This window comes from Delftia sp. WY8, from assembly GCF_018437695.1.
GTDB lineage: Bacteria > Pseudomonadota > Gammaproteobacteria > Burkholderiales > Burkholderiaceae_C > Comamonas > Comamonas tsuruhatensis.
The window spans coordinates 5,424,518-5,441,940 of sequence record NZ_CP049795.1; the positions used below are offsets into that span (position 1 = coordinate 5,424,518).

Consider the following 17,423-nt stretch of genomic DNA (forward strand, 5'->3'; position numbering starts at 1 on the left):
AATCGAGTTCGCCACCATCGCTTCCACAAGGCAGGCAACGCAGGCAACGCAGGCAACGCAGGCAAGGCAGACATGGCAAAACCCTCCGTGTGCGCGGACCTCATCCTCCAGATGGACTGGCGCGGGCTGGGCGGGGACCGCGTCCGCCTGAACCGGGCCCTGTACCTGGCGCTGCGCCAGGCCGTGGACAGCGGGGCCCTGTTGCCGGGCAGCCGCCTGCCGGCCTCGCGCGACCTGGCCCGCGAGCTGGATGTGTCGCGCAACACCGTCAACCATGCCTATGAGCAGCTGCAGGTGGAGGGCTATGTGCGCAGCCAGGTCGGGCGCGGCACGCAGGTGGTCGACACCCTGCCTGCGGCCATGCTGCTGAGCGGCGGACGTGCACCTGCCCGCCGCGCTGCCGCCGCAGCGCCTGCGCCTGGCGGCGGCCTGTCCGTGCAGGCACAGGCCTTGCTGAAAACCGCCCAGGCTTCGGAGCAGCAATGGGGCGCCTTCATGCCTGGCGTGCCCGACGTGACGCAGTTCCCGCGCGCCGCCTACGCGCGCATCCACAACCGCCTGCTGCGACACGCCGGGCCGCAGCTGCTCACCTATGGCACGCGCGGCGGCGTGGAGGCGCTCAAGCAGGCGCTGGCCGAGCACCTGCGCGTGGCGCGCTCGGTGAACTGCGCAGCCGACCAGGTGCTGATCACAGAAGGCGTGCACCAGGCCATCGACCTGGTGGTGCGCAGCCTTGCCGACCCTGGCGACTGCGTCTGGATGGAGGAGCCGGGCTACTGGGGCATCGCCAACGTGTTGCGCATGCAGCACGGGCTGAGCCTGCACAGCGTGCCAGTGGACGAGGAGGGCATGCATCTGCCGGACGGCCTGCCCGTGCCGCGGCTGATCTTCGTCACTCCCTCTCACCAGTACCCGCTGGGCGCCGTCATGAGCATGGCGCGGCGCCGCGCGCTGATCGCCTACGCGCGCCGGGTGGGTGCCTGGATCGTCGAGGACGACTACGACAGCGAATTCCGGTTCTCCGGCAGCCCCGTGCCCAGCATGCAGGGCATGGAGGAGGACGCGCCCGTCATCTACATAGGCACCTTCAGCAAGACCCTCTACCCGGGACTGCGCATGGGCTACATGGTGCTGCCCCCGACCCTGGCCGAGCCGCTGCGCCGCATCCATTCCGAGCTGTACCGAGAGGGTCACCAGCTGCCGCAGCAGGTCATCGCCGAACTGATCGTGGAAGGCCACTACGCCGCCCACATCCGCAAGATGCGCCTGCTCTACGGCAAGCGCCGCCGCATGCTGATGGCCTTGATCGAGCGCTATCTGGGCGCCGACCACCTGCCCTGGGTGGACAGCGGCGCGGGGCTGCATTTCGTGATGCAGCTGCCCGGGCAGGACGATGATGTCGTGCTCGCCGAGGACCTCCGGCAGGCCGGCATCTTCGTCAAGCCGCTGTCGCGCTACTACGCGGGTCCGCACCGGCGGCGTGGCCTGCTGCTGGGGTACGCCTGCGTTTCCGAGGAAGAGATAGGCGCAGCCTTCTTCCGCATGCTGGCAGTGCTCGGAGCCCGGCATGGCCGGCGCTGAGGCCCGGGCCGGACCATCCGGCCGGGCGCCGCCTTGGCTCCCGACGCCAACCCTTTTTTGTCTGCCTAAGGACGCACCATGATCTCCATCCGCCCCGTTGAACCCCATGAATGGCCGCAGTACCGGGATATCCGCCTGCGTGCCCTGCGCGATGCACCCGACGCCTTCGGCAGCACCTGGGAGTCGGAGGCCGCAAGGGTTGACGCGGACTGGGCTGCGCGGCTGCAGGCCGCCGTTGCCGGCGGCAGGGACAGGGTGCTCTTCGCCGTCAACGGCGGCCAGGTCTGCGGCCTGCTCTGGTGCAAGCTGTGTGCCCCCGAGCCCGGCGTGGCCGATCTCTTCCAGATGTGGGTCGATCCCGCCGTGCGTGGCCGGGGTGCGGGCCAGGCCCTGCTGGCCCAGGCCGTCGCCTGGGCCTGGCACAAGGGCATGCAGCGTGTGCGGCTGGGTGTGACCGATGCCGACTCCCCCGCCATGCGCCTGTACCTGGCGAACGGCTTCCGGCCTGTGGGCGGGCTGCAGCCGCTGCGCGAGGGCTGCGAACTGCGCGTGCAGACGATGGCCCTGGACCGGGCCGGCGGCTGAACCGCTGCACAGCGCAGGAAGTTCCGGCAGTCAGTCCCTGCGGCCTCTGTCGCCCCCTGGTGGCCCCCGTGTAGCCCCCCCGTAGCCCCGGCGTCCACAGGGCCGTCCTGCATCAGCCCGGCAGCACGGCCGGTGAAGGCACCTGCCGGGTCTTGGCCAGTTGCGCGTTGCTGTAGCGAAGATCAGCGGTGACCTCCGCTCCCAGCCAGGCGGGCGAGGGCGGCTGGATATCCTCGCTGGCCAGTTCGATCTCGGCCGTGACCAGCCCGGCCAGCGGGCCTTCGAATACATCGACCTCGAAGTCGAAGCCGTCCACCGTCACGATGTAGCGCACCTTTTCGAGTGCGCCATGCGCGCAGTGCTGGGCCAGCAGCGTCTCGGCGTCGGCCAGCGGAATCCGGTATTCGAATTCGGTGCGGCTCATGCCGCGTGCCGGCCCCTTGAGCGTGAGAAATCCGGTGTCCCCGGCGATGCGCACCCGCACCCACATGCCGTTGTCGGCGATGTATCCCTGCGCCATGCGCACGCCGGTCAGGCCGGTCACGACGCCGGGGTCGGCCACAAGGTATTTGCGTTCGATTTCGATAGCCATGCTGATGCCCTTGCAGACAAAGGCGGCAGTCTATCGCGCCACCATCGCCCTGCCCGGCAGATGGCCGGCCACAAACAAAAAGCCCCGCAGGGGAGTGCGGGGCTTTCCAGGGGGCAGTTGCCGGCCCGGGGGGCGGCATCCACAGCGCCTTACAGCGAGTCGATGAAGCTGCGCAGCTTGTCCGAGCGGCTCGGGTGCTTGAGCTTGCGCAGGGCCTTGGCCTCGATCTGGCGGATGCGTTCGCGCGTGACGTCGAACTGCTTGCCCACTTCTTCCAGCGTGTGGTCGGTGGACATTTCGATGCCGAAGCGCATGCGCAGCACCTTGGCTTCGCGCGGGGTCAGGCCGTCGAGGATGTCCTTGACCACGTCGCGCAGGCCGGCCTGCATGGCGGCGTCCACGGGAGCGGTGTTGTTGGTGTCCTCGATGAAGTCGCCCAGGTGCGAATCGTCGTCGTCGCCGATCGGCGTTTCCATGGAGATCGGCTCCTTGGCGATCTTCATGATCTTGCGGATCTTGTCTTCCGGGATCTCCATCTTGGCCGCGAGGATGGACGCATCGGGCTCGAAGCCGAACTCCTGCAGATGCTGGCGCGAGATGCGGTTCATCTTGTTGATGGTCTCGATCATGTGCACCGGGATGCGGATGGTGCGCGCCTGGTCAGCGATCGAGCGCGTGATGGCCTGGCGGATCCACCACGTGGCATAGGTCGAGAACTTGTAGCCGCGACGGTATTCGAACTTGTCCACGGCCTTCATCAGGCCAATGTTGCCTTCCTGGATCAGGTCCAGGAACTGCAGGCCGCGGTTCGTGTACTTCTTGGCGATGGAGATCACCAGGCGCAGGTTGGCCTCGATCATCTCCTTCTTGGCGTCACGGCTGGCGCGCTCGCCGTCGTTCATGCGCTTGTTGATGCGCTTGAGCTCGTCCAGCGGCACGACCACGCGCGATTGCAGGTCGATCAGGTTCTGCTGCAGTTCCTGCACGGGCGGGACATTGCGCTCCAGCACGCTGCTCCAGGGCTTGCCGGCCGCGACCTGCTCCACCACCCACTGCAGGTTCAGCAGGTTGGGCGGGAACTGGGCGATGAAGGTTTCCTGCGGCATGCCGCACTTGTCCACGATTATCTTGCGCAGCTCGCGTTCCTTCTTGCGCACGTCATCGACCTGGGCACGCACGAGGTCGCACAGCTTCTCGATGGTCTTGGCCGTGAAGCGGATGGTCATCAGCTCTTCGGTCAGGGCCTTCTGCACCTTGATGTACGTGGGCGTGCCGTAGCCTTCCTTGTCGTACACCTTGTGCATCTTGTCGAAGTTCTCGCGCATGGCGTCGAAGCGGCGCAGCGCCTCGTTCTTGAGTTCTTCGAGCTTCTTGGTCAGTGCCTTGGAGCCGCCCTTGCCGTCGTCGTCGTCCTCTTCGTCGTATTCGTCGAAGTCTTCTTCGGCCACGTAGTCGTCGTTCTCATTGGCGTTGACGAAACCGTCGACGATGGTGGAGATGACGACCTTGCCTTCGCGGATTTCCTCGGACATGGCCAGGATTTCTGCGATGGTGGCGGGCGAGGCCGAGATGGCCTCCATCATGTCCATCAGGCCGCCTTCGATGCGCTTGGCGATTTCGATCTCGCCTTCGCGCGTCAGCAGCTCCACCGTGCCCATTTCGCGCATGTACATGCGCACGGGGTCGGTGGTGCGGCCGAATTCGGAGTCCACCGTGGACAGGGCGGCTTCGGCCTCTTCCTCGGCTTCCTCTTCGGTGGTGGCGGATTGGCCCGTGTTGTTCAGCAGCAGGGTTTCCGCGTCGGGGGTCTGCTCGTAGACGGCCACGCCCATGTCGTTGAGCATGGAGATCACGACTTCCAGCGTCTCGGCATCGACCAGCTTGTCGGGCAGGTGGTCGTTGATTTCGCTGTGCGTCAGGTAGCCGCGCGTCTTGCCCAGCTTGATCAGCGCCTTCAGGCGCTGGCGGCGGGTGGACATTTCCTCTTCGGTCAGGACGGTTTCGTCCAGGCCGAATTCCTTCATCAAGGCCCGTTCCTTGGCCTTGCTGATCTTCATGCGCAGGGGCTTGACCTTTTCAGCCGGGGCCGAGGAGGCCTCGACCTCGACTTCCACTTCGGTCTCGACTTCGCCTTCCACTTCGCCATCGATGTCGCCATCGATGTCCGACAGGTCGGCGTCGTCCATGTCGTCGCCCGCTTCCTTGGCCTTGGGCTTGCGGCCGCGCTTGGCGGGAGTCTTGGCTGCAGCGGTGGAGGTGGCGGCCTTGGCCGGCGCCTTCTTGGCGGCAGCAGGCTTCTTTTCTGTCTGGGCGGGGGCGTCGTCGCCTTCGGCTGCCTTCTTGCGGCCACGCTTGGGCGTCGCGGCGGCGAGCAGTTCGTCGGCCATGGCTTTGAGTTCGGCTTGGGACTTGGTTACCACGTCGGTATCTTTCTTTGCTTTGGCCGCAGATGCGGCGCTCTTCGGTCCTGCAGCGGCTTTGCCGGCACCGGCCTTGACGGCCGGGGCTGAAGAGGTTGTCGAAGTCTTGGGCTTCGCTGGAGCTTCGGGGGCCTGCTTGGACTTCACGGACTTTGAAACGGGCATGAGCACCTCACGGTCGGGAGCGAACACACACAAAGGGAAACTCAAACAAGCGCCGCCTAAGCGCGCGCGGACGGACTAGGCCCGCCAGGGAAGCGTACATATTCCAGGCAAGATGTCTGGGCGATCATTTGGTGTGCAGTCCTTGCGGGAAATTGGGCCGTGCAGTTGCTGCAATCACGTGAGTTCGTCACGGGGCCCGGTCCGGAGGTGCTGCTGTCGCTCTTGCCGATAGCCCCCAATTATATCTGCTTACCTCGATTTCAAGAGGAAGTGCGCATCTGGTTTTCCAGGGCCTGCTGTCGGGCAAAGAGATCGCGATAGCGCTGGGCGGCGCTGGGGTCCCGTGCCATGTCGCGCAAGGCTTCGTCGATCTGGGCCTTGATGTGGACGATGACCATGCGATTGAGGACATCACGCAACTCACGGCGCAGCTCGGGCAGTTCGCCCTCGGGATGCGCGTGGGGGCCGCTCATGAGCCTGTCTGCCAGCGTTTCGTGAGGCAGGCCGCGCAGTTGTTCGCGCAGCACGGCAAAGGGCCGGGCACCGGATTCCTGGAACTGTGCCTCCATCCAGCGGAACATGGCGCCATGTTCGCCTGAGCAGTGCGCCAGTGCCTCGAAGTCCTCGTGGGTGAGTTCTTCCATGAATTCCATGTGCGCCATGAGCAGGCGTGCCGCCTGGTCGGTGCGTGTGGCTGGCGCGCCACGCGGGCCCATGGGGGGCGGGTTGAAGTCGGCCCGGCCATTCTTGTCCCAGGGTTTGCGCGGCCAGGGCTTTTTGCCGCCGCGCCCGGGCTCGCCGCTGCGCCAGCCGCCCGCGCCGCTTCCATGGCCGCCACGCTCGTGCCAGCCCGAAGGCGCGCCGTATTCGACAGGCTGGCCCCAGTCGGGCGCGGCCGGTGCATGGCCGGCCTGCTGGCCCGGATGGGAAGCACCGCCGGCCATGGAGCCCCGCGCCGGGCCGCTGCGAGCGGCTTCCTGCGACCACAGGTCGGAGAGGTCGCGCGCATCGAGCTGCACGAGTTCGGCGATCTCGCCCAGCAGCTGGCGCTTGAGCGCGCCGTCAGGCAGGGCCGTCCACAGGGGGCGGGCATTGCTGGCCATGTGGGCACGGCCTTCGGCCTGGCCCAGGTCGCAGCCTTCGCTGGCCGCCTCGATGAGAAAGCGGCTCAGCGGCAGCGCGTCGCCCACGTAGCGGGCAAAGGCTTCGCTGCCGTATTCGCGGATGAAGCTGTCCGGGTCGTGTTCGGCGGGCAGGAAGAGGAATTTGACGCTGCGCGTGTCGCTGGCATAGGGCAGGGCCGCATCGAGCGCCTTGCGCGCGGCGCGCCGGCCCGCCCCGTCGCCGTCGAAGCTGAAAACGACGGCGTCAGTAAATCGAAACAGTTTGTGAATGTGATCGGGCGTGCAGGCCGTGCCCAGCGTGGCGACGGCGTTGGCAAAGCCCAGCTGGGCCAGGGCCACCACGTCCATATAGCCTTCGGTGACCAGCGCATAGCCCATGTCGCGCAGGGCGGTGCGGGCCTCGAACAGGCCGTAGAGTTCGCGCCCCTTGTGAAACACCGGGGTTTCGGGCGAATTCAGGTATTTGGGCTTCTCGTCGCCGAAGACGCGGCCGCCGAAGCCTATGCACTCGCCCTTGACGTTGCGGATGGGAAACATCAGCCGGTCGCGGAAGCGGTCGTAGCGCTTGCCGTCGTCCTCGCCGACGATGACCAGGCCCGATTCTTCGAGCTGCGGATCGTCGTAATGCGCAAAGACGCTGGCCAGGTTGCGCCAGCCGGCGGGCGCGTAGCCCAGGCCGAAGCGCCTGGCGGTCTCGCCCGAGACACCGCGGCGCTTGAGGTATTCGATGGCCTGGGGGGAGGCCTTCAGGTGCTTGCGGAAAGATTCACCGGCCTTTTCCAGCACGTCGGTGAGGGTGGCCTGTTTCTGCTTCTGGGCGGCCTGGCGCTCGCGCTCGGCCGGGCTGATGTCGTCCTGCGGCACCTGCAGGCCGACCTGACCGGCAAGATCCTGCACCGCTTCGACGAAGCCCATGCCGGCATGGTCCATCAGAAAACCGATGGCGTTGCCGTTCTTGCCGCAGCCGAAGCAGTGATAGAACTGCTTGCTGGGGCTGACGGTGAAGGAAGGCGACTTCTCGCTGTGGAAAGGGCACAGGCCCATGAAGTTGGCGCCGCCCTTCCTGAGCTGTACGTAACGGCCCACGATGTCGACCACGTCGACGCGCGCGAGCAACTCCTGGATGAACGATTGGGGAATGGACACCCGCGTATTGTGCCTTCGCGGGGCCATCCGGCCGTGCCCCGGGGGCACTGGCCGGCAGCGCCCGGCCCTCAGCCCAGGCGCTGGAAGGTCAGCGTGAAGGCCACGCCATCGCGCGTGTTGTGGGCCCTGATCGTGCCGCCCATCTTGGCCATGTAGGTCCTGGCCACGAACAGGCCCTGTCCTCGGTGCTCGGCGCCGCTGGCGGCAGAAGGCTCCTGGGGCGCGGACACCCCCAGCTCGAAGATGCGCTCCAGCAGGTCCTCCGCAATGGTGGCGCCCTGGTTGTGCAGCGTGGCGCTGGCGGTGGACTCGGAGGCCGACAGCGACAGCGTGATGGCCGTGCCGGCCGGCCGGTAGCTGTCGGCATTGCGCAGGATGTGGGTGACCACGTCCTCCAGGGCAAATTCGTCGGCGCGCACGATCACGGCGCCGGCGGCTCCCGCGCTCCCGCTCTTGTTCCCGCCTTCGTAGACCACATCGGCAATGCCCGCATAGTGCGCGTTGGCCGCCACGTGGCTGAGGAAGGCGTCCAGGTCCAGCCGGCCCTCCGGCACGGTGGCGGCCTGCAGCGCCTCGGCCGGCGATGCCGTGCCGTAGAGCACATGCACGGCCTGCTGCATGCGCTGCACATAGCGGTGGCCGGGGTCGTCGGGGCCGTACAGCACCATCAGCGATTGCAGGGGCGACATGATCTCGTGGCCCACGGCATGCCACATGTCGCGTTCCTGCTGAGCGCGCAGCTGCTCGCGCTGCAGGTCGTCCTTCACGCGCTGCAGCAGGTCGGCCAGGCCGCCGGCCAGAATGCCCAGCTCGTCGGAACCACGCAGGTCCGACACTTCGAGATCGCCCAGGCGTGGCCCGACATGGCCGTCCTGCACGTTGTAGGAGACGGCGGCGGCGCGCCGGGTGAGGGCGGTCACGCGGCGGATCAGCCCCAGCTCGACGATCAGCCAGGCCAGCGCAATGGCGGCCAGCATGGCGCCCAGGTACCAGGACAGGCGCGTGGCCACGGCGGCCAGGCCCTGCTCCACATCGCGCGGGTGGCCGGTGAAGCTGACGGTGTAGTTGCCCGTGGGCGTGTCCAGAATGTCCTGGCCCGTGGGCACGGCCGGGGTCATGGTGGCGGCGGAGACGCCGGCTGCATGCAGCGGCAGCCAGCTGATCAGGCGCAGCAGCCAGGGCGCCGACGGCGCGGCCTGCACATCCACGCCCTTGAGGGTGATGGTGCTGGCCTCGTCGGCACCCACCTTGCGAATCTGCACGCGCTCGCCGGGCAGCAGGCTGCGCGAGATGTCGTTGAGCGAGGCGGCCAGCTGCGCCCCCGGCGCATTGCTGTCGAACAGGGGCGCGGCCGCCTCGCCCGGGGCCAGCATTTCCACGCGCACACGCATGCTGCCCAGGTCTTCGGGCGGCCAGACGGGGCGCACGTCCCTGCGGAACAGGGCCTCGCGGAACAACTCGACCGGCAGGCGGATGGAGTAGTGCGTGCGGCGCAGGCAATCGGCTGCAGGGGGCGTCTTGTCATTGCCCGCATGGCCCTGCACGCCAGGCGGCAGGTCGCGGCAATGGCCGTTCTGCCAGAGCCAGCCACGGAAATCGCGCACGGGCCGCGCGCGGGCGTCAAGCTGGGGCGTGCCGTTGTCCACAAAGCCGGTGAGCCGGCCGTGCTCGCCGTTGCCGGACTTGTTGCCCTGCTGCGGCATGGCCTCATAGGGCGCGATCCAGCGGTAGGTGCTGCCGCGCATGTCCAGCGTGATGCGGGCGCGGTGCGCCTGGGCGGGCTCGCGCGAGCCGCGCTCGCGCGGTGTCAGCTCGCCTGCGAAGAAGCTGCCCACCAGATAGATGAAGCCGCCTGCGTAGGGATTGTTGCCGATGGCCGCGCACAGCGAGGCGCCATCGGGATACTGCACCGAGCAGCCGGCCATCTCCACGGCCTGCTGGGACTTTTGCGGATCGTCGAAGTCGATGGCCGCATAGGGCAGCAGCAGCGGCGCCAGCGGCGTCACGCCCTGGCCCAGGTGGCCGGCGTTGAGCAGGGCCAGCCGGCCCGAAGGATGGCGCAGCCGCGCCATGACCTCGGCCTGGCTGCGCACAAAGCCGTGCTGGTAGGCCTGCCAGGCGCGTTCCTTCTCGTCCTTGAGAACCACCACGCTCAAGGACACCGTGGCCACAGCCAGCAGCACGAACACGCCGCGCAGCAGGATGCGCTGGCGGAAGGCGGCCAGGCCCAGGCGCGGCACTTCCAGCCGGGGCAGCTCCAGTTTGGGGTTGAGCAGGCGCTTCATGTGCGGACGGCGGCGCCGGCCTGGCCCACCCAGCGAAAGCCGCGCATGGGCACGTTCTCTATGCCTTCGAAGCCCGGGTCCACCTCGCGCAGGGCCTCGCGGATGGTGCTCACGTGCTTGCGCACGTTGTCGCGGTTGCGGCCGCTTTTGACCACCTCGAACAGCTCGTCGTAGGACACCACTTCGCCGCTGCGCTGGTGCAGCGTGGCCAGGATGCGCTGGGCCGTCAGCGGCAGGTTGATGCGCTCGCCGCGCCAGGTGGGCGTGCGCTGCCACAGCGGGTCCAGCACCAAGGCATCGCCTACGGGCGCTGCGGCTGCCTGCGCGGCCACGGGCGCCGCACGCTGCGTGGTGCGCAGGATGTCGAGGAAGGTCTCGATGAAGTCCGCCTCCTCGAAGGTGGTCTTTTGCAGGTAGTCCCAGGCGTCCAGCGCTTTCATGATGCTGCGGTAGATGGCGGCCGGCATGGCCGAGACCACCAGCACCGGCGTGCCCTGGCCCAGCTTGTTGATGGCGTTGATCAGGGCCACGCCGGCATGGCGCTCGCGGCCCAGCTCGATGTCCAGCACCACGGCGTCGTAGTGTTCGCGGGCCAGGGCGGCCTCGGCCTCGTCGCGCGTGAACCACTGGTCGATCACGATGCCGCTGCGCGCACTGCGTATCCATCCCGCCAACTGGTTGCTGGTGGGCAGGTCGTCTTCGATCACGGCGATACGGGTCATGGGGCTGTGCAGGGGTGGGGTCGGGGAGGCCGCCGTGGCGGTGTTCGCGGGATTATCTCGGCCCTGCGCCGGCCCGGGTGTGAGTTTTTCTTCCGGGGCCGGAGCGTTTGCGCCGCCGGTGTGAGCGCTTTGGTCCGTGCGCTGCGTTGTTGCTTCCGGGGTGGATCCGAACAATCGGTCCTCAATGAGCCACCCCTGTTTCCGGTGCCTCAGAAACAGCCAACAACAGCCAACAACAGCCGAGAGAGAGAACACCATGAAAGCCACCTGGAACCGCATCATGCAGGCCCTGACGGGCCGCAAGTCCGCCCGCCTGGATGGAGCCGGCACCGCCGATTCCTCCGAGCCTGCAGCCGACGCCGGCACGCTGCCGGGCAACGCGCCCCGCCGCCAGCCCGTGGACTGGGCAGTCCTGCTGCCCACGGCACGTACCGTGCGCTGGCTGGCCATCGGCGCCGTGGTGGTGGTGGCCGGCCTGGTGGTGGTGCGCAACCCGCCCGTGCAGCACCTGGAGCAGGGCACGCTGGGCGTGCGCCTGAACCAGTTCACGGGCTCCGTCAGCCTGTGGCGCGATGGCAGCGTGTGGGTGGTTCCGGGCCTGCACACGGTGCGCGTGTTCTCCCTGCGCGACCAGAGCTACCGTCCGGAGGCCATGCGCCAGGCCAATGGCAGCGCCCCCCTGCAGTCGGTCGAGGGCCTGTCCCTGGGTCTGGACCTGAACGTGCGCTATGCGCTTGATCCCGCATCGCCCGCCGTCAAGGCCGGCAACCTGCCTCTGGACATAGGCGGCGACATCGTGGAGCCCGCCGTGCAGGGCCTGGTCTACAAGGTGTTCGCACGCTACACCGTGCGCGAGATCTTCTCGACCAAGCGCGCCGAGATCGCCCAGATCATGGAAACCGAACTGCGCACGCGCCTGGCGGCCGACGGCGTGACGCTGCGCAGCATCCAGATCGGCAAGGTGGACCTGCCCGCCGAGTACCGCCGCGGCATGGACAGCCTGCTGGCCGAGGAGCTGGCCTCCGAGAAGATGCGCTACACGCTGGAGCTCAAGGACAAGCGCGTCAAGGAAACCGAGCTGGATGCCAATGCCGACAAGGTGCGCCGCGAAGTGGCCGCCGAAGCCGCCGCACGCGAGCAGGTGATTGCGGCGCGTGCCCAGGAAGAGGCCATGAAGCATGTGCTGCCCTTCAAGCAGCGCCAGATCGAGCAGCGTCAGCTGGAGGCCGAGGCCGAGCGCGTGGCCCGCGTGAAAGCTGCCGAGGGCAGCGCCCAGGCCCGCCGCATCGAGGCCAACGGCGAAGCCGATGCACGCCAGAAGCTGGCCGAGGCCGAGGCCTTCCGCATGGACCGCCTGGGCAAGGTCAACGCCGAGCAGATGGCGCGCGAAGGCACCCTGGTCACGCGCTACCCGCTGCTGATCCAGAAGACGCTGGCCGACAAGCTCTCGGACAAGATCCAGGTCATCATCGCGCCCCCGCCGACCAATGGCGACTTCATCGGTGCGGCCCTGCTGGGTGGCAGCCGCAATGCACAGGCCGGCGCAGCCTCCGTGGCGGCCGAAGATGCCAACGCAGCCGTTCAGGAGCAATAAGCCATGCTGACCGTATCGACCTTGGCCGCCGCAGCGCTGGCCACCGGCATGGGCAGCGCCATCGTGGTGCAGGACCAGGCCAGCCTGCGCGCCGCGCCGCGCGATGGCGCCCAGCAGCAGGCCAGCCTGTGGCAGGGAGAGGTGCTGGAGATCAGGGGCGAACGCCTGGACTACCTCCAGGTCTGGGACCACAAGCGCGAGCGGGGCGGCTTCATCCGCGCCGGCGATGTGCGCCGCGTGGCCATGACCGAGGCCGATGCCCCCGCCTTGCTGGCCGTGCTGCGCTTCGTGCAGGACACGCCCGGTGCCGAGGCGCTGGGCATCGGCCTGGCGGCCGCCTACCTGCAGGCCGCGCCCGCCAGGACCCTGGCCGGCGCCGAAGGCGCGCAGGCCTTCGACGCACTGGGCGGCTTTGCCGACCGGCTGGCGCGGCGCGCCTCCGCAGCTGCGCCCGGCAAGGCCTCGGGCGCCACGCTGTCGGCCCACCTGGATGTGGCCAACGGCTACGGCCTGCGCTTTGCGACCTATGAGGTCGAAAGCCGCATGCAGGTCTGCTATGAAGGCGAATTTTTCCGCCGCGTGCTCGCCATGCCCGCCGCCGACGCGCCGCAGCGCGCCCGCGCCGCCCTGGCGCTGACACGGCCCGAATGCGTGGACCCCGATCTGCCGGCCCATGAGCGCGCCCGCCTGTACGCCTGGCAGGCCGATGTGCTGGAGCGCGTGGATGTGACCGGCCTGCCGCCCTACCTGCGCGGCCGCGTGCAGATGCGCCGCGCCAGCGTGTGGGGCGCGCTGGCCTTTCAGCAGGCGCGCAAAAGCATGGCCGACCCTGCCGTGGCGGCATCGGCCGCCCGGGCGCTGGCCGAGTTCACGGGCGTCAGCAAGTCCGAGCTGCCCGATGAAGACCAGAGCGCCTACAACGACGCGGCCATGCGGGTGAGCGCCGTGCGCTGGGCGCTGGCGCCTGTTGCTGCTGCGGCTCCTGCTGCCGGAGCCCGCCCGACGCTGCTGACCGAGCCCGGTGCTGCCGGCGAAACCTGCGTGCTGCTGGTGGACGCCCAGCACGGCGCCAAGGCCCCTTTGCTGCGCCGCTGCACCTATGGCCTGGTGTGGGCTGCATCGGCCAGCACCAACCGCGAGGGCACGGCCGTGGCCCTGGCCGTGCAGCCGCTGGAAGGCTGGCGCGAACTGTGGGTGCTGCGCAAGACCGAAGGCGGCTGGCTGGCCGATGTGCTTCCCCCCGCCGCCACCGCGCCGGAGACCGGCGTGGCCGAATGGGCGGGCTGGGTGCCTGGCGGCCAGCTGATGCTGGTGGCGCGCGAGGCCCGTGGCCAGGGCCGCTACCGCAAGAGCTTCGAAGTGGTGCGGCTGGACGGCCTGGCCACCGAGCGCGTGACCGGCGATGTGTCCGCCCTGCCGCTGTTCCAGCGCTGGCAGGACCCGGCCTGGAAGCGCCAGTCCCTGAGCCTGCGCTGAAGCAAAAAAAAAGCCTGCACCGGTGGGGTGCAGGCTCGTCTCCAACGATGCCTGGAGCGTTGCCAGGCGACTCCTCTAGGAACTCCTTATTCGCCTTCCAGCGGTGCTGGCCGGCGAATCCAAGCGGCGATTCTACGAGTGAAGCCGAGGCCGTGCGGCCGAGTCATCTGATAAATGATGTCTTATAGAGGACTGTGGTTGTGAAGTCGCCTTGGGGACAGGCTGGGGCGCGTCTGCAGGCAGGTCAAGTGATTGTTTTGCATGAGTATTTTCAATTTCCATGAAATTCTGAAAGTTGTGATGCCCTGCAAAGACCATGCATGCCGCTTTGGTTATCCGGGCCTGTGCGGTGGCGCGCCCGGTGGTCGCGCATCAAGCTTGTGTAAGCCTGTCTTGCTATATCTTCAGGTTTCGCCAGTCTGCAATGGCAGACCTGCATCACACCAAGAACCCCAGCGAACCGGAGACCACGATGACCCACATTTACGACCAGCACCTGGACCGCAACAGCGCCAACCATGCGCCGCTCAGCCCCTTGGGCTTCATCGCCCGCACGGCCGAGGTCTATCCCGAGCGGCTGGCCGTGGTCCACGGCACGCTGCGCCGCAACTGGGGCGAGACCTATGCGCGCTGCCGCCAACTGGCCAGCAGCCTGAACAAGGCGGGCGTGGGCAAGAACGACACCGTGGCCGTGATGCTGCCCAATACGCCGCCCATGGTGGAGGCGCATTTCGGCGTGCCCATGGCCGGCGCCGTTCTCAATGCGCTGAACACGCGGCTGGATGCGGAAACCATCGCCTTCATGCTGGACCATGGCGAGGCCAAGGTGCTGATCGTGGACCCGGAGTTCACGGGCGTGGTGGCCAAGGCGCTGAAGCTGCGCCAGCGCAGCGCGCCGCTGCTGGTGATCCAGGTCGAGGACACGCTGTACGGCCCGGCCGCCGAGCAGGTGGGCAGCCTGGACTACGACGATTTCGTGGCCGGCGGCGATGCCGGTTTCGACTGGCAGCTGCCCGCCGACGAGTGGGACGCCATTGCGCTGAACTACACCAGCGGCACCACGGGCAACCCCAAGGGCGTGGTCTACCACCACCGGGGGGCGGCCATCAATGCCATCAGCAATGTGCTGGAGTGGGACATGCCCAAGCACGCCGTCTACCTGTGGACCCTGCCCATGTTCCATTGCAACGGCTGGTGCTTTCCGTGGACGGTGGCGGCACGCGCGGGGGTCAATGTCTGCCTGCGCAGGGTGGAGGCGCAGGCCATCTTCGACGCCATCCGCAACCACGGCGTCACGCATTACTGCGGCGCGCCCATCGTGCACGGCCTGCTGGTCAACGCGCCGGCCGCCATGAAGGAGGGCGTGCCCGCCGGAGTCAAGGCCATGGTGGCAGGCGCCGCGCCACCGGCCTCGATGATCGAGGGCATGGAGCAGCTGGGCTTCGACATCACCCATGTCTACGGCCTGACCGAGGTCTACGGCCCGGCCACGGTCTGCGCCAAGCATGCAGCCTGGGATGCGCTGGACATCGGCGAACGCGCGCGCCTCAATTCCCGCCAGGGCGTGCGCTACCACCTGCAGCGCTCGGCCAGCGTGCTCGATCCGGAGACCATGGAACCCGTGCCCCATGACGGCCAGACCATGGGCGAGATCATGTTCCAGGGCAACATCGCCATGAAGGGCTACCTGAAGAACCCGCAGGCCACGGACGAGGCCTTCCGCGGCGGCTGGTTCCACACGGGCGACCTGGCCGTGCAGCATCCGGACGGCTATATACAGATCAAGGACCGCAGCAAGGACATCATCATCTCGGGCGGGGAGAACATCTCGTCCATCGAGGTCGAGGACGTGCTCTACCGCCACCCGGCCGTGCTGGCCGCCGCCGTGGTGGCCAAACCCGATCCCAAGTGGGGCGAGACGCCCTGCGCCTTCATCGAGCTGAAGGCCGGCGCGCAGACCACGGCCGAAGACATCGTGGCCCACTGCAAGAAGCACCTGGCCGGCTACAAGGTGCCGCGCGCCGTGGTCTTTGGCGAGCTGCCCAAGACCAGCACGGGCAAGATCCAGAAGTTCGAGCTGCGCCGCCAGGCCGGATCGGTCCAGGCCATCACGGGCTGAGGGCCGGGCCGCAGCGCGGGCAGCGGCTCAGTGTCCGGCCGTCTTGGAAAACAGCTGGATGACCAGCACGCCCGCCACGATCAGGCCCATGCCCGCCAGCGCGGGCAGGTCCAGCGTCTGGCCCTGCCAGAGCCAGCCAACCAGGGAGATCAGCACGATGCCCGCGCCCGACCAGATCGCATAGGCCACGCCCGTGGGCACGGTGCGCAGCGTCAGCGACAGGAAGTAGAAGGCCAGCGCGTAGCCCAGGACCGTGACCACGCTGGGCCACAGCCGCGTGAAGCCTTCGGACTGCTTGAGGCAGGAGGTGGCCGCCACCTCGGCGACGATGGCCAGGCCCAGGTACAGGTAGTTGGACGCCATGCTCAGATGGCCGCGTAGCTGCCCGTGCCCTCGGGCCAGCGCGTGAGCACGTCGAAGCCCGTGTCGGTCACCACCACCATGTGCTCCCACTGGGCGGACAGCGACTTGTCGTTGGTGATCACCGTCCAGCCGTCGGCCAGTTCGCGCGTGGCCGCCTTGCCGGCGTTGAGCATGGGCTCGATGGTGAAGATCATGCCGGCCTCCAGCACCATGCCCTGGCCGGGCTGGCCGTAATGCAGCACCTGGGGGTCGTCGTGGTAGACCTTGCCGATGCCGTGGCCGCAGTACTCGCGCACCACGCTGAAGCGCTCGCGCTGGGCCACGGTCTGGATGGCATGGCCGATGTCGCCCAGCGTGGCGCCGGGGCGCACGGCGCGGATACCGGCCAGCAGGGCCTCGTAGGTGGTCTCCACCAGGCGGCGCGCCTGGTTGGAGGGCTGGCCCACGTAGTACATGCGGCTGGTGTCGCCGATCCAGCCCTCGGGCGTGGTCACGGCCACATCGACATTGAGGATGTCGCCCTCGCGCAGGATCTGACGGGCGTCGGGGATGCCGTGGCAGACCACGTGGTTGGGCGAGGTGCAGACCGTCTTCGGAAAGCCGTGGTAGCCCACGTTGGTGGGCACGCAGCGCAGTTCGTCGACGATGAAGTCATGGCAGAGCCTGTCCAGGTGCTCGGTGCTGACGCCCGGCTGCACGTGGGGCACCAGCATCTGCAGGACGCGGGCGGCCAGGCCACCGGCCTTGCGTGATTGCCCGATATCGAGGGCATCGTGCAGCGGGACGCTGCGCAGCTTGGTGCCCCTCATTGCAGGCCTTCCGACAGGCGCACGGGGCGCGGGCGGCGTGCTGCCGTATCGGCGGGAGCCGGCGCCGCTTCGGGCTCGCCCAGCTTCAGCGTGGCCGCGGCCTCTTGCAGCAGCAGGGCGCAGATGCCTGCGTAGTCGAGATGGGGATGGTGTTCGGCCAGCTGGCCGACACGCAGCCAATGCTCGGCCTGGGCGTTGATGGATCGACCCAGGGCCGCGCTGGACAGGCGGATCTGGTCGTGCAATTGGTCGGATATTTTGACGATTCCCATGGGGTGGCGATCATACGGGGAATATACGTTTCGTATATTGACAATCGCAAATCGCGGGCCCGGCAGCGGGGCATTCGTGCAGGCCTGCAGATGCAGGCCGTCATGTCGTCGGCGATGCTGCGTGACGGACGGGGCGGATGCTCTTGTGTTGATAGCGCAATGATCAGGTC

13 protein-coding genes are annotated in these 17,423 nt (G+C 67.9%); 5 read left to right on the plus strand and 8 right to left on the minus strand.

The window, feature by feature from the left end:
• Positions 1 to 72 precede the first annotated feature (72 nt).
• Both pdxR and G4D77_RS24955 read left to right on the plus strand, forming a co-directional pair.
• On the plus strand, positions 73 to 1,581 hold the full coding sequence (gene pdxR, locus G4D77_RS24950) for a MocR-like pyridoxine biosynthesis transcription factor PdxR (RefSeq protein ID WP_016447587.1): 1,509 nt from the start codon (positions 73 to 75) through the stop codon (positions 1,579 to 1,581).
• Between the two features lie 78 nt (positions 1,582 to 1,659).
• The gene (locus G4D77_RS24955; RefSeq protein WP_154833789.1) at positions 1,660 to 2,166 is read left to right on the plus strand and encodes a GNAT family N-acetyltransferase; all 507 of its coding nucleotides are present in this window, start codon (positions 1,660 to 1,662) and stop codon (positions 2,164 to 2,166) included.
• Between the two features lie 112 nt (positions 2,167 to 2,278).
• Here G4D77_RS24955 and G4D77_RS24960 read toward each other — a convergent pair whose 3' ends face one another.
• From G4D77_RS24960 to G4D77_RS24980, 5 genes are all read right to left on the minus strand, one after another.
• Positions 2,279 to 2,758, minus strand: coding sequence for a CYTH domain-containing protein (locus G4D77_RS24960; protein WP_154833790.1), 480 nt, complete (start codon positions 2,756 to 2,758; stop codon positions 2,279 to 2,281).
• A 149-nt stretch (positions 2,759 to 2,907) separates the two neighbouring features.
• Positions 2,908 to 5,343 (minus strand): RNA polymerase sigma factor RpoD, encoded by a 2,436-nt coding sequence (rpoD, locus tag G4D77_RS24965; RefSeq protein WP_016447584.1) that lies wholly within the window; start codon positions 5,341 to 5,343, stop codon positions 2,908 to 2,910.
• Positions 5,344 to 5,603: 260 nt separating this feature from the next.
• Positions 5,604 to 7,640 carry a DNA primase gene (dnaG, locus tag G4D77_RS24970; RefSeq protein WP_016447583.1) on the minus strand — a complete coding sequence of 679 codons (2,037 nt, stop codon included), beginning with the start codon at positions 7,638 to 7,640 and terminating at the stop codon, positions 5,604 to 5,606.
• A gap of 41 nt (positions 7,641 to 7,681) precedes the next feature.
• Complete coding sequence (locus G4D77_RS24975; protein WP_154833791.1) at positions 7,682 to 9,898, minus strand: sensor histidine kinase; 2,217 nt, start codon at positions 9,896 to 9,898, stop codon at positions 7,682 to 7,684.
• Complete coding sequence (locus G4D77_RS24980) at positions 9,895 to 10,620, minus strand: response regulator transcription factor (RefSeq protein ID WP_154833792.1); 726 nt, start codon at positions 10,618 to 10,620, stop codon at positions 9,895 to 9,897. Before G4D77_RS24980 ends, G4D77_RS24975 begins: the two co-directional genes overlap by 4 nt.
• A gap of 256 nt (positions 10,621 to 10,876) precedes the next feature.
• On the opposite strand from G4D77_RS24980, the gene G4D77_RS24985 reads away from it, so the two are divergent.
• The 3 genes from G4D77_RS24985 (at position 10,877) to G4D77_RS24995 (ending at position 15,809) form a co-directional block, all read left to right on the plus strand.
• Positions 10,877 to 12,214, plus strand: coding sequence for an SPFH domain-containing protein (locus G4D77_RS24985; RefSeq protein WP_154833793.1), 1,338 nt, complete (start codon positions 10,877 to 10,879; stop codon positions 12,212 to 12,214).
• A 3-nt stretch (positions 12,215 to 12,217) separates the two neighbouring features.
• The gene (locus G4D77_RS24990; RefSeq protein ID WP_074920969.1) at positions 12,218 to 13,690 is read left to right on the plus strand and encodes a hypothetical protein; all 1,473 of its coding nucleotides are present in this window, start codon (positions 12,218 to 12,220) and stop codon (positions 13,688 to 13,690) included.
• Between the two features lie 472 nt (positions 13,691 to 14,162).
• The gene (locus G4D77_RS24995) at positions 14,163 to 15,809 is read left to right on the plus strand and encodes an acyl-CoA synthetase (protein ID WP_154833794.1); all 1,647 of its coding nucleotides are present in this window, start codon (positions 14,163 to 14,165) and stop codon (positions 15,807 to 15,809) included.
• Between the two features lie 27 nt (positions 15,810 to 15,836).
• Here the strand turns inward: G4D77_RS24995 and G4D77_RS25000 are convergent, their stop codons facing one another.
• Genes G4D77_RS25000 through G4D77_RS25010 form a run of 3 tightly spaced genes read right to left on the minus strand, consistent with a single transcriptional unit; the run spans position 15,837 to position 17,253 of the window.
• On the minus strand, positions 15,837 to 16,172 hold the full coding sequence (locus G4D77_RS25000; protein ID WP_012206837.1) for an SMR family transporter: 336 nt from the start codon (positions 16,170 to 16,172) through the stop codon (positions 15,837 to 15,839).
• Positions 16,173 to 16,174: 2 nt separating this feature from the next.
• A complete protein-coding gene (map, locus tag G4D77_RS25005) occupies positions 16,175 to 16,981 on the minus strand; it encodes a type I methionyl aminopeptidase (RefSeq protein WP_154833795.1) in 807 nt (268 codons plus the stop codon).
• The gene (locus G4D77_RS25010; protein WP_016447576.1) at positions 16,978 to 17,253 is read right to left on the minus strand and encodes a ParD-like family protein; all 276 of its coding nucleotides are present in this window, start codon (positions 17,251 to 17,253) and stop codon (positions 16,978 to 16,980) included. The genes map and G4D77_RS25010 overlap by 4 nt, the downstream gene beginning before the upstream one ends.
• Between the last annotated feature and the right edge of the window lie 170 nt (positions 17,254 to 17,423).

What these genes read in the sequence shown, in the direction of transcription:
- pdxR (WP_016447587.1), top strand. Translation starts at nt 73, where the DNA reads ATGGCAAAACCCTCCGTGTGCGCGGACCTCATCCTCCAGATGGACTGG.
- G4D77_RS24955 (WP_154833789.1), top strand. Translation starts at nt 1,660, where the DNA reads ATGATCTCCATCCGCCCCGTTGAACCCCATGAATGGCCGCAGTACCGG.
- G4D77_RS24960 (WP_154833790.1), bottom strand. Translation starts at nt 2,758, where the DNA reads ATGGCTATCGAAATCGAACGCAAATACCTTGTGGCCGACCCCGGCGTC.
- rpoD (WP_016447584.1), bottom strand. Translation starts at nt 5,343, where the DNA reads ATGCCCGTTTCAAAGTCCGTGAAGTCCAAGCAGGCCCCCGAAGCTCCA.
- dnaG (WP_016447583.1), bottom strand. Translation starts at nt 7,640, where the DNA reads ATGGCCCCGCGAAGGCACAATACGCGGGTGTCCATTCCCCAATCGTTC.
- G4D77_RS24975 (WP_154833791.1), bottom strand. Translation starts at nt 9,898, where the DNA reads ATGAAGCGCCTGCTCAACCCCAAACTGGAGCTGCCCCGGCTGGAAGTG.
- G4D77_RS24980 (WP_154833792.1), bottom strand. Translation starts at nt 10,620, where the DNA reads ATGACCCGTATCGCCGTGATCGAAGACGACCTGCCCACCAGCAACCAG.
- G4D77_RS24985 (WP_154833793.1), top strand. Translation starts at nt 10,877, where the DNA reads ATGAAAGCCACCTGGAACCGCATCATGCAGGCCCTGACGGGCCGCAAG.
- G4D77_RS24990 (WP_074920969.1), top strand. Translation starts at nt 12,218, where the DNA reads ATGCTGACCGTATCGACCTTGGCCGCCGCAGCGCTGGCCACCGGCATG.
- G4D77_RS24995 (WP_154833794.1), top strand. Translation starts at nt 14,163, where the DNA reads ATGACCCACATTTACGACCAGCACCTGGACCGCAACAGCGCCAACCAT.
- G4D77_RS25000 (WP_012206837.1), bottom strand. Translation starts at nt 16,172, where the DNA reads ATGGCGTCCAACTACCTGTACCTGGGCCTGGCCATCGTCGCCGAGGTG.
- map (WP_154833795.1), bottom strand. Translation starts at nt 16,981, where the DNA reads ATGAGGGGCACCAAGCTGCGCAGCGTCCCGCTGCACGATGCCCTCGAT.
- G4D77_RS25010 (WP_016447576.1), bottom strand. Translation starts at nt 17,253, where the DNA reads ATGGGAATCGTCAAAATATCCGACCAATTGCACGACCAGATCCGCCTG.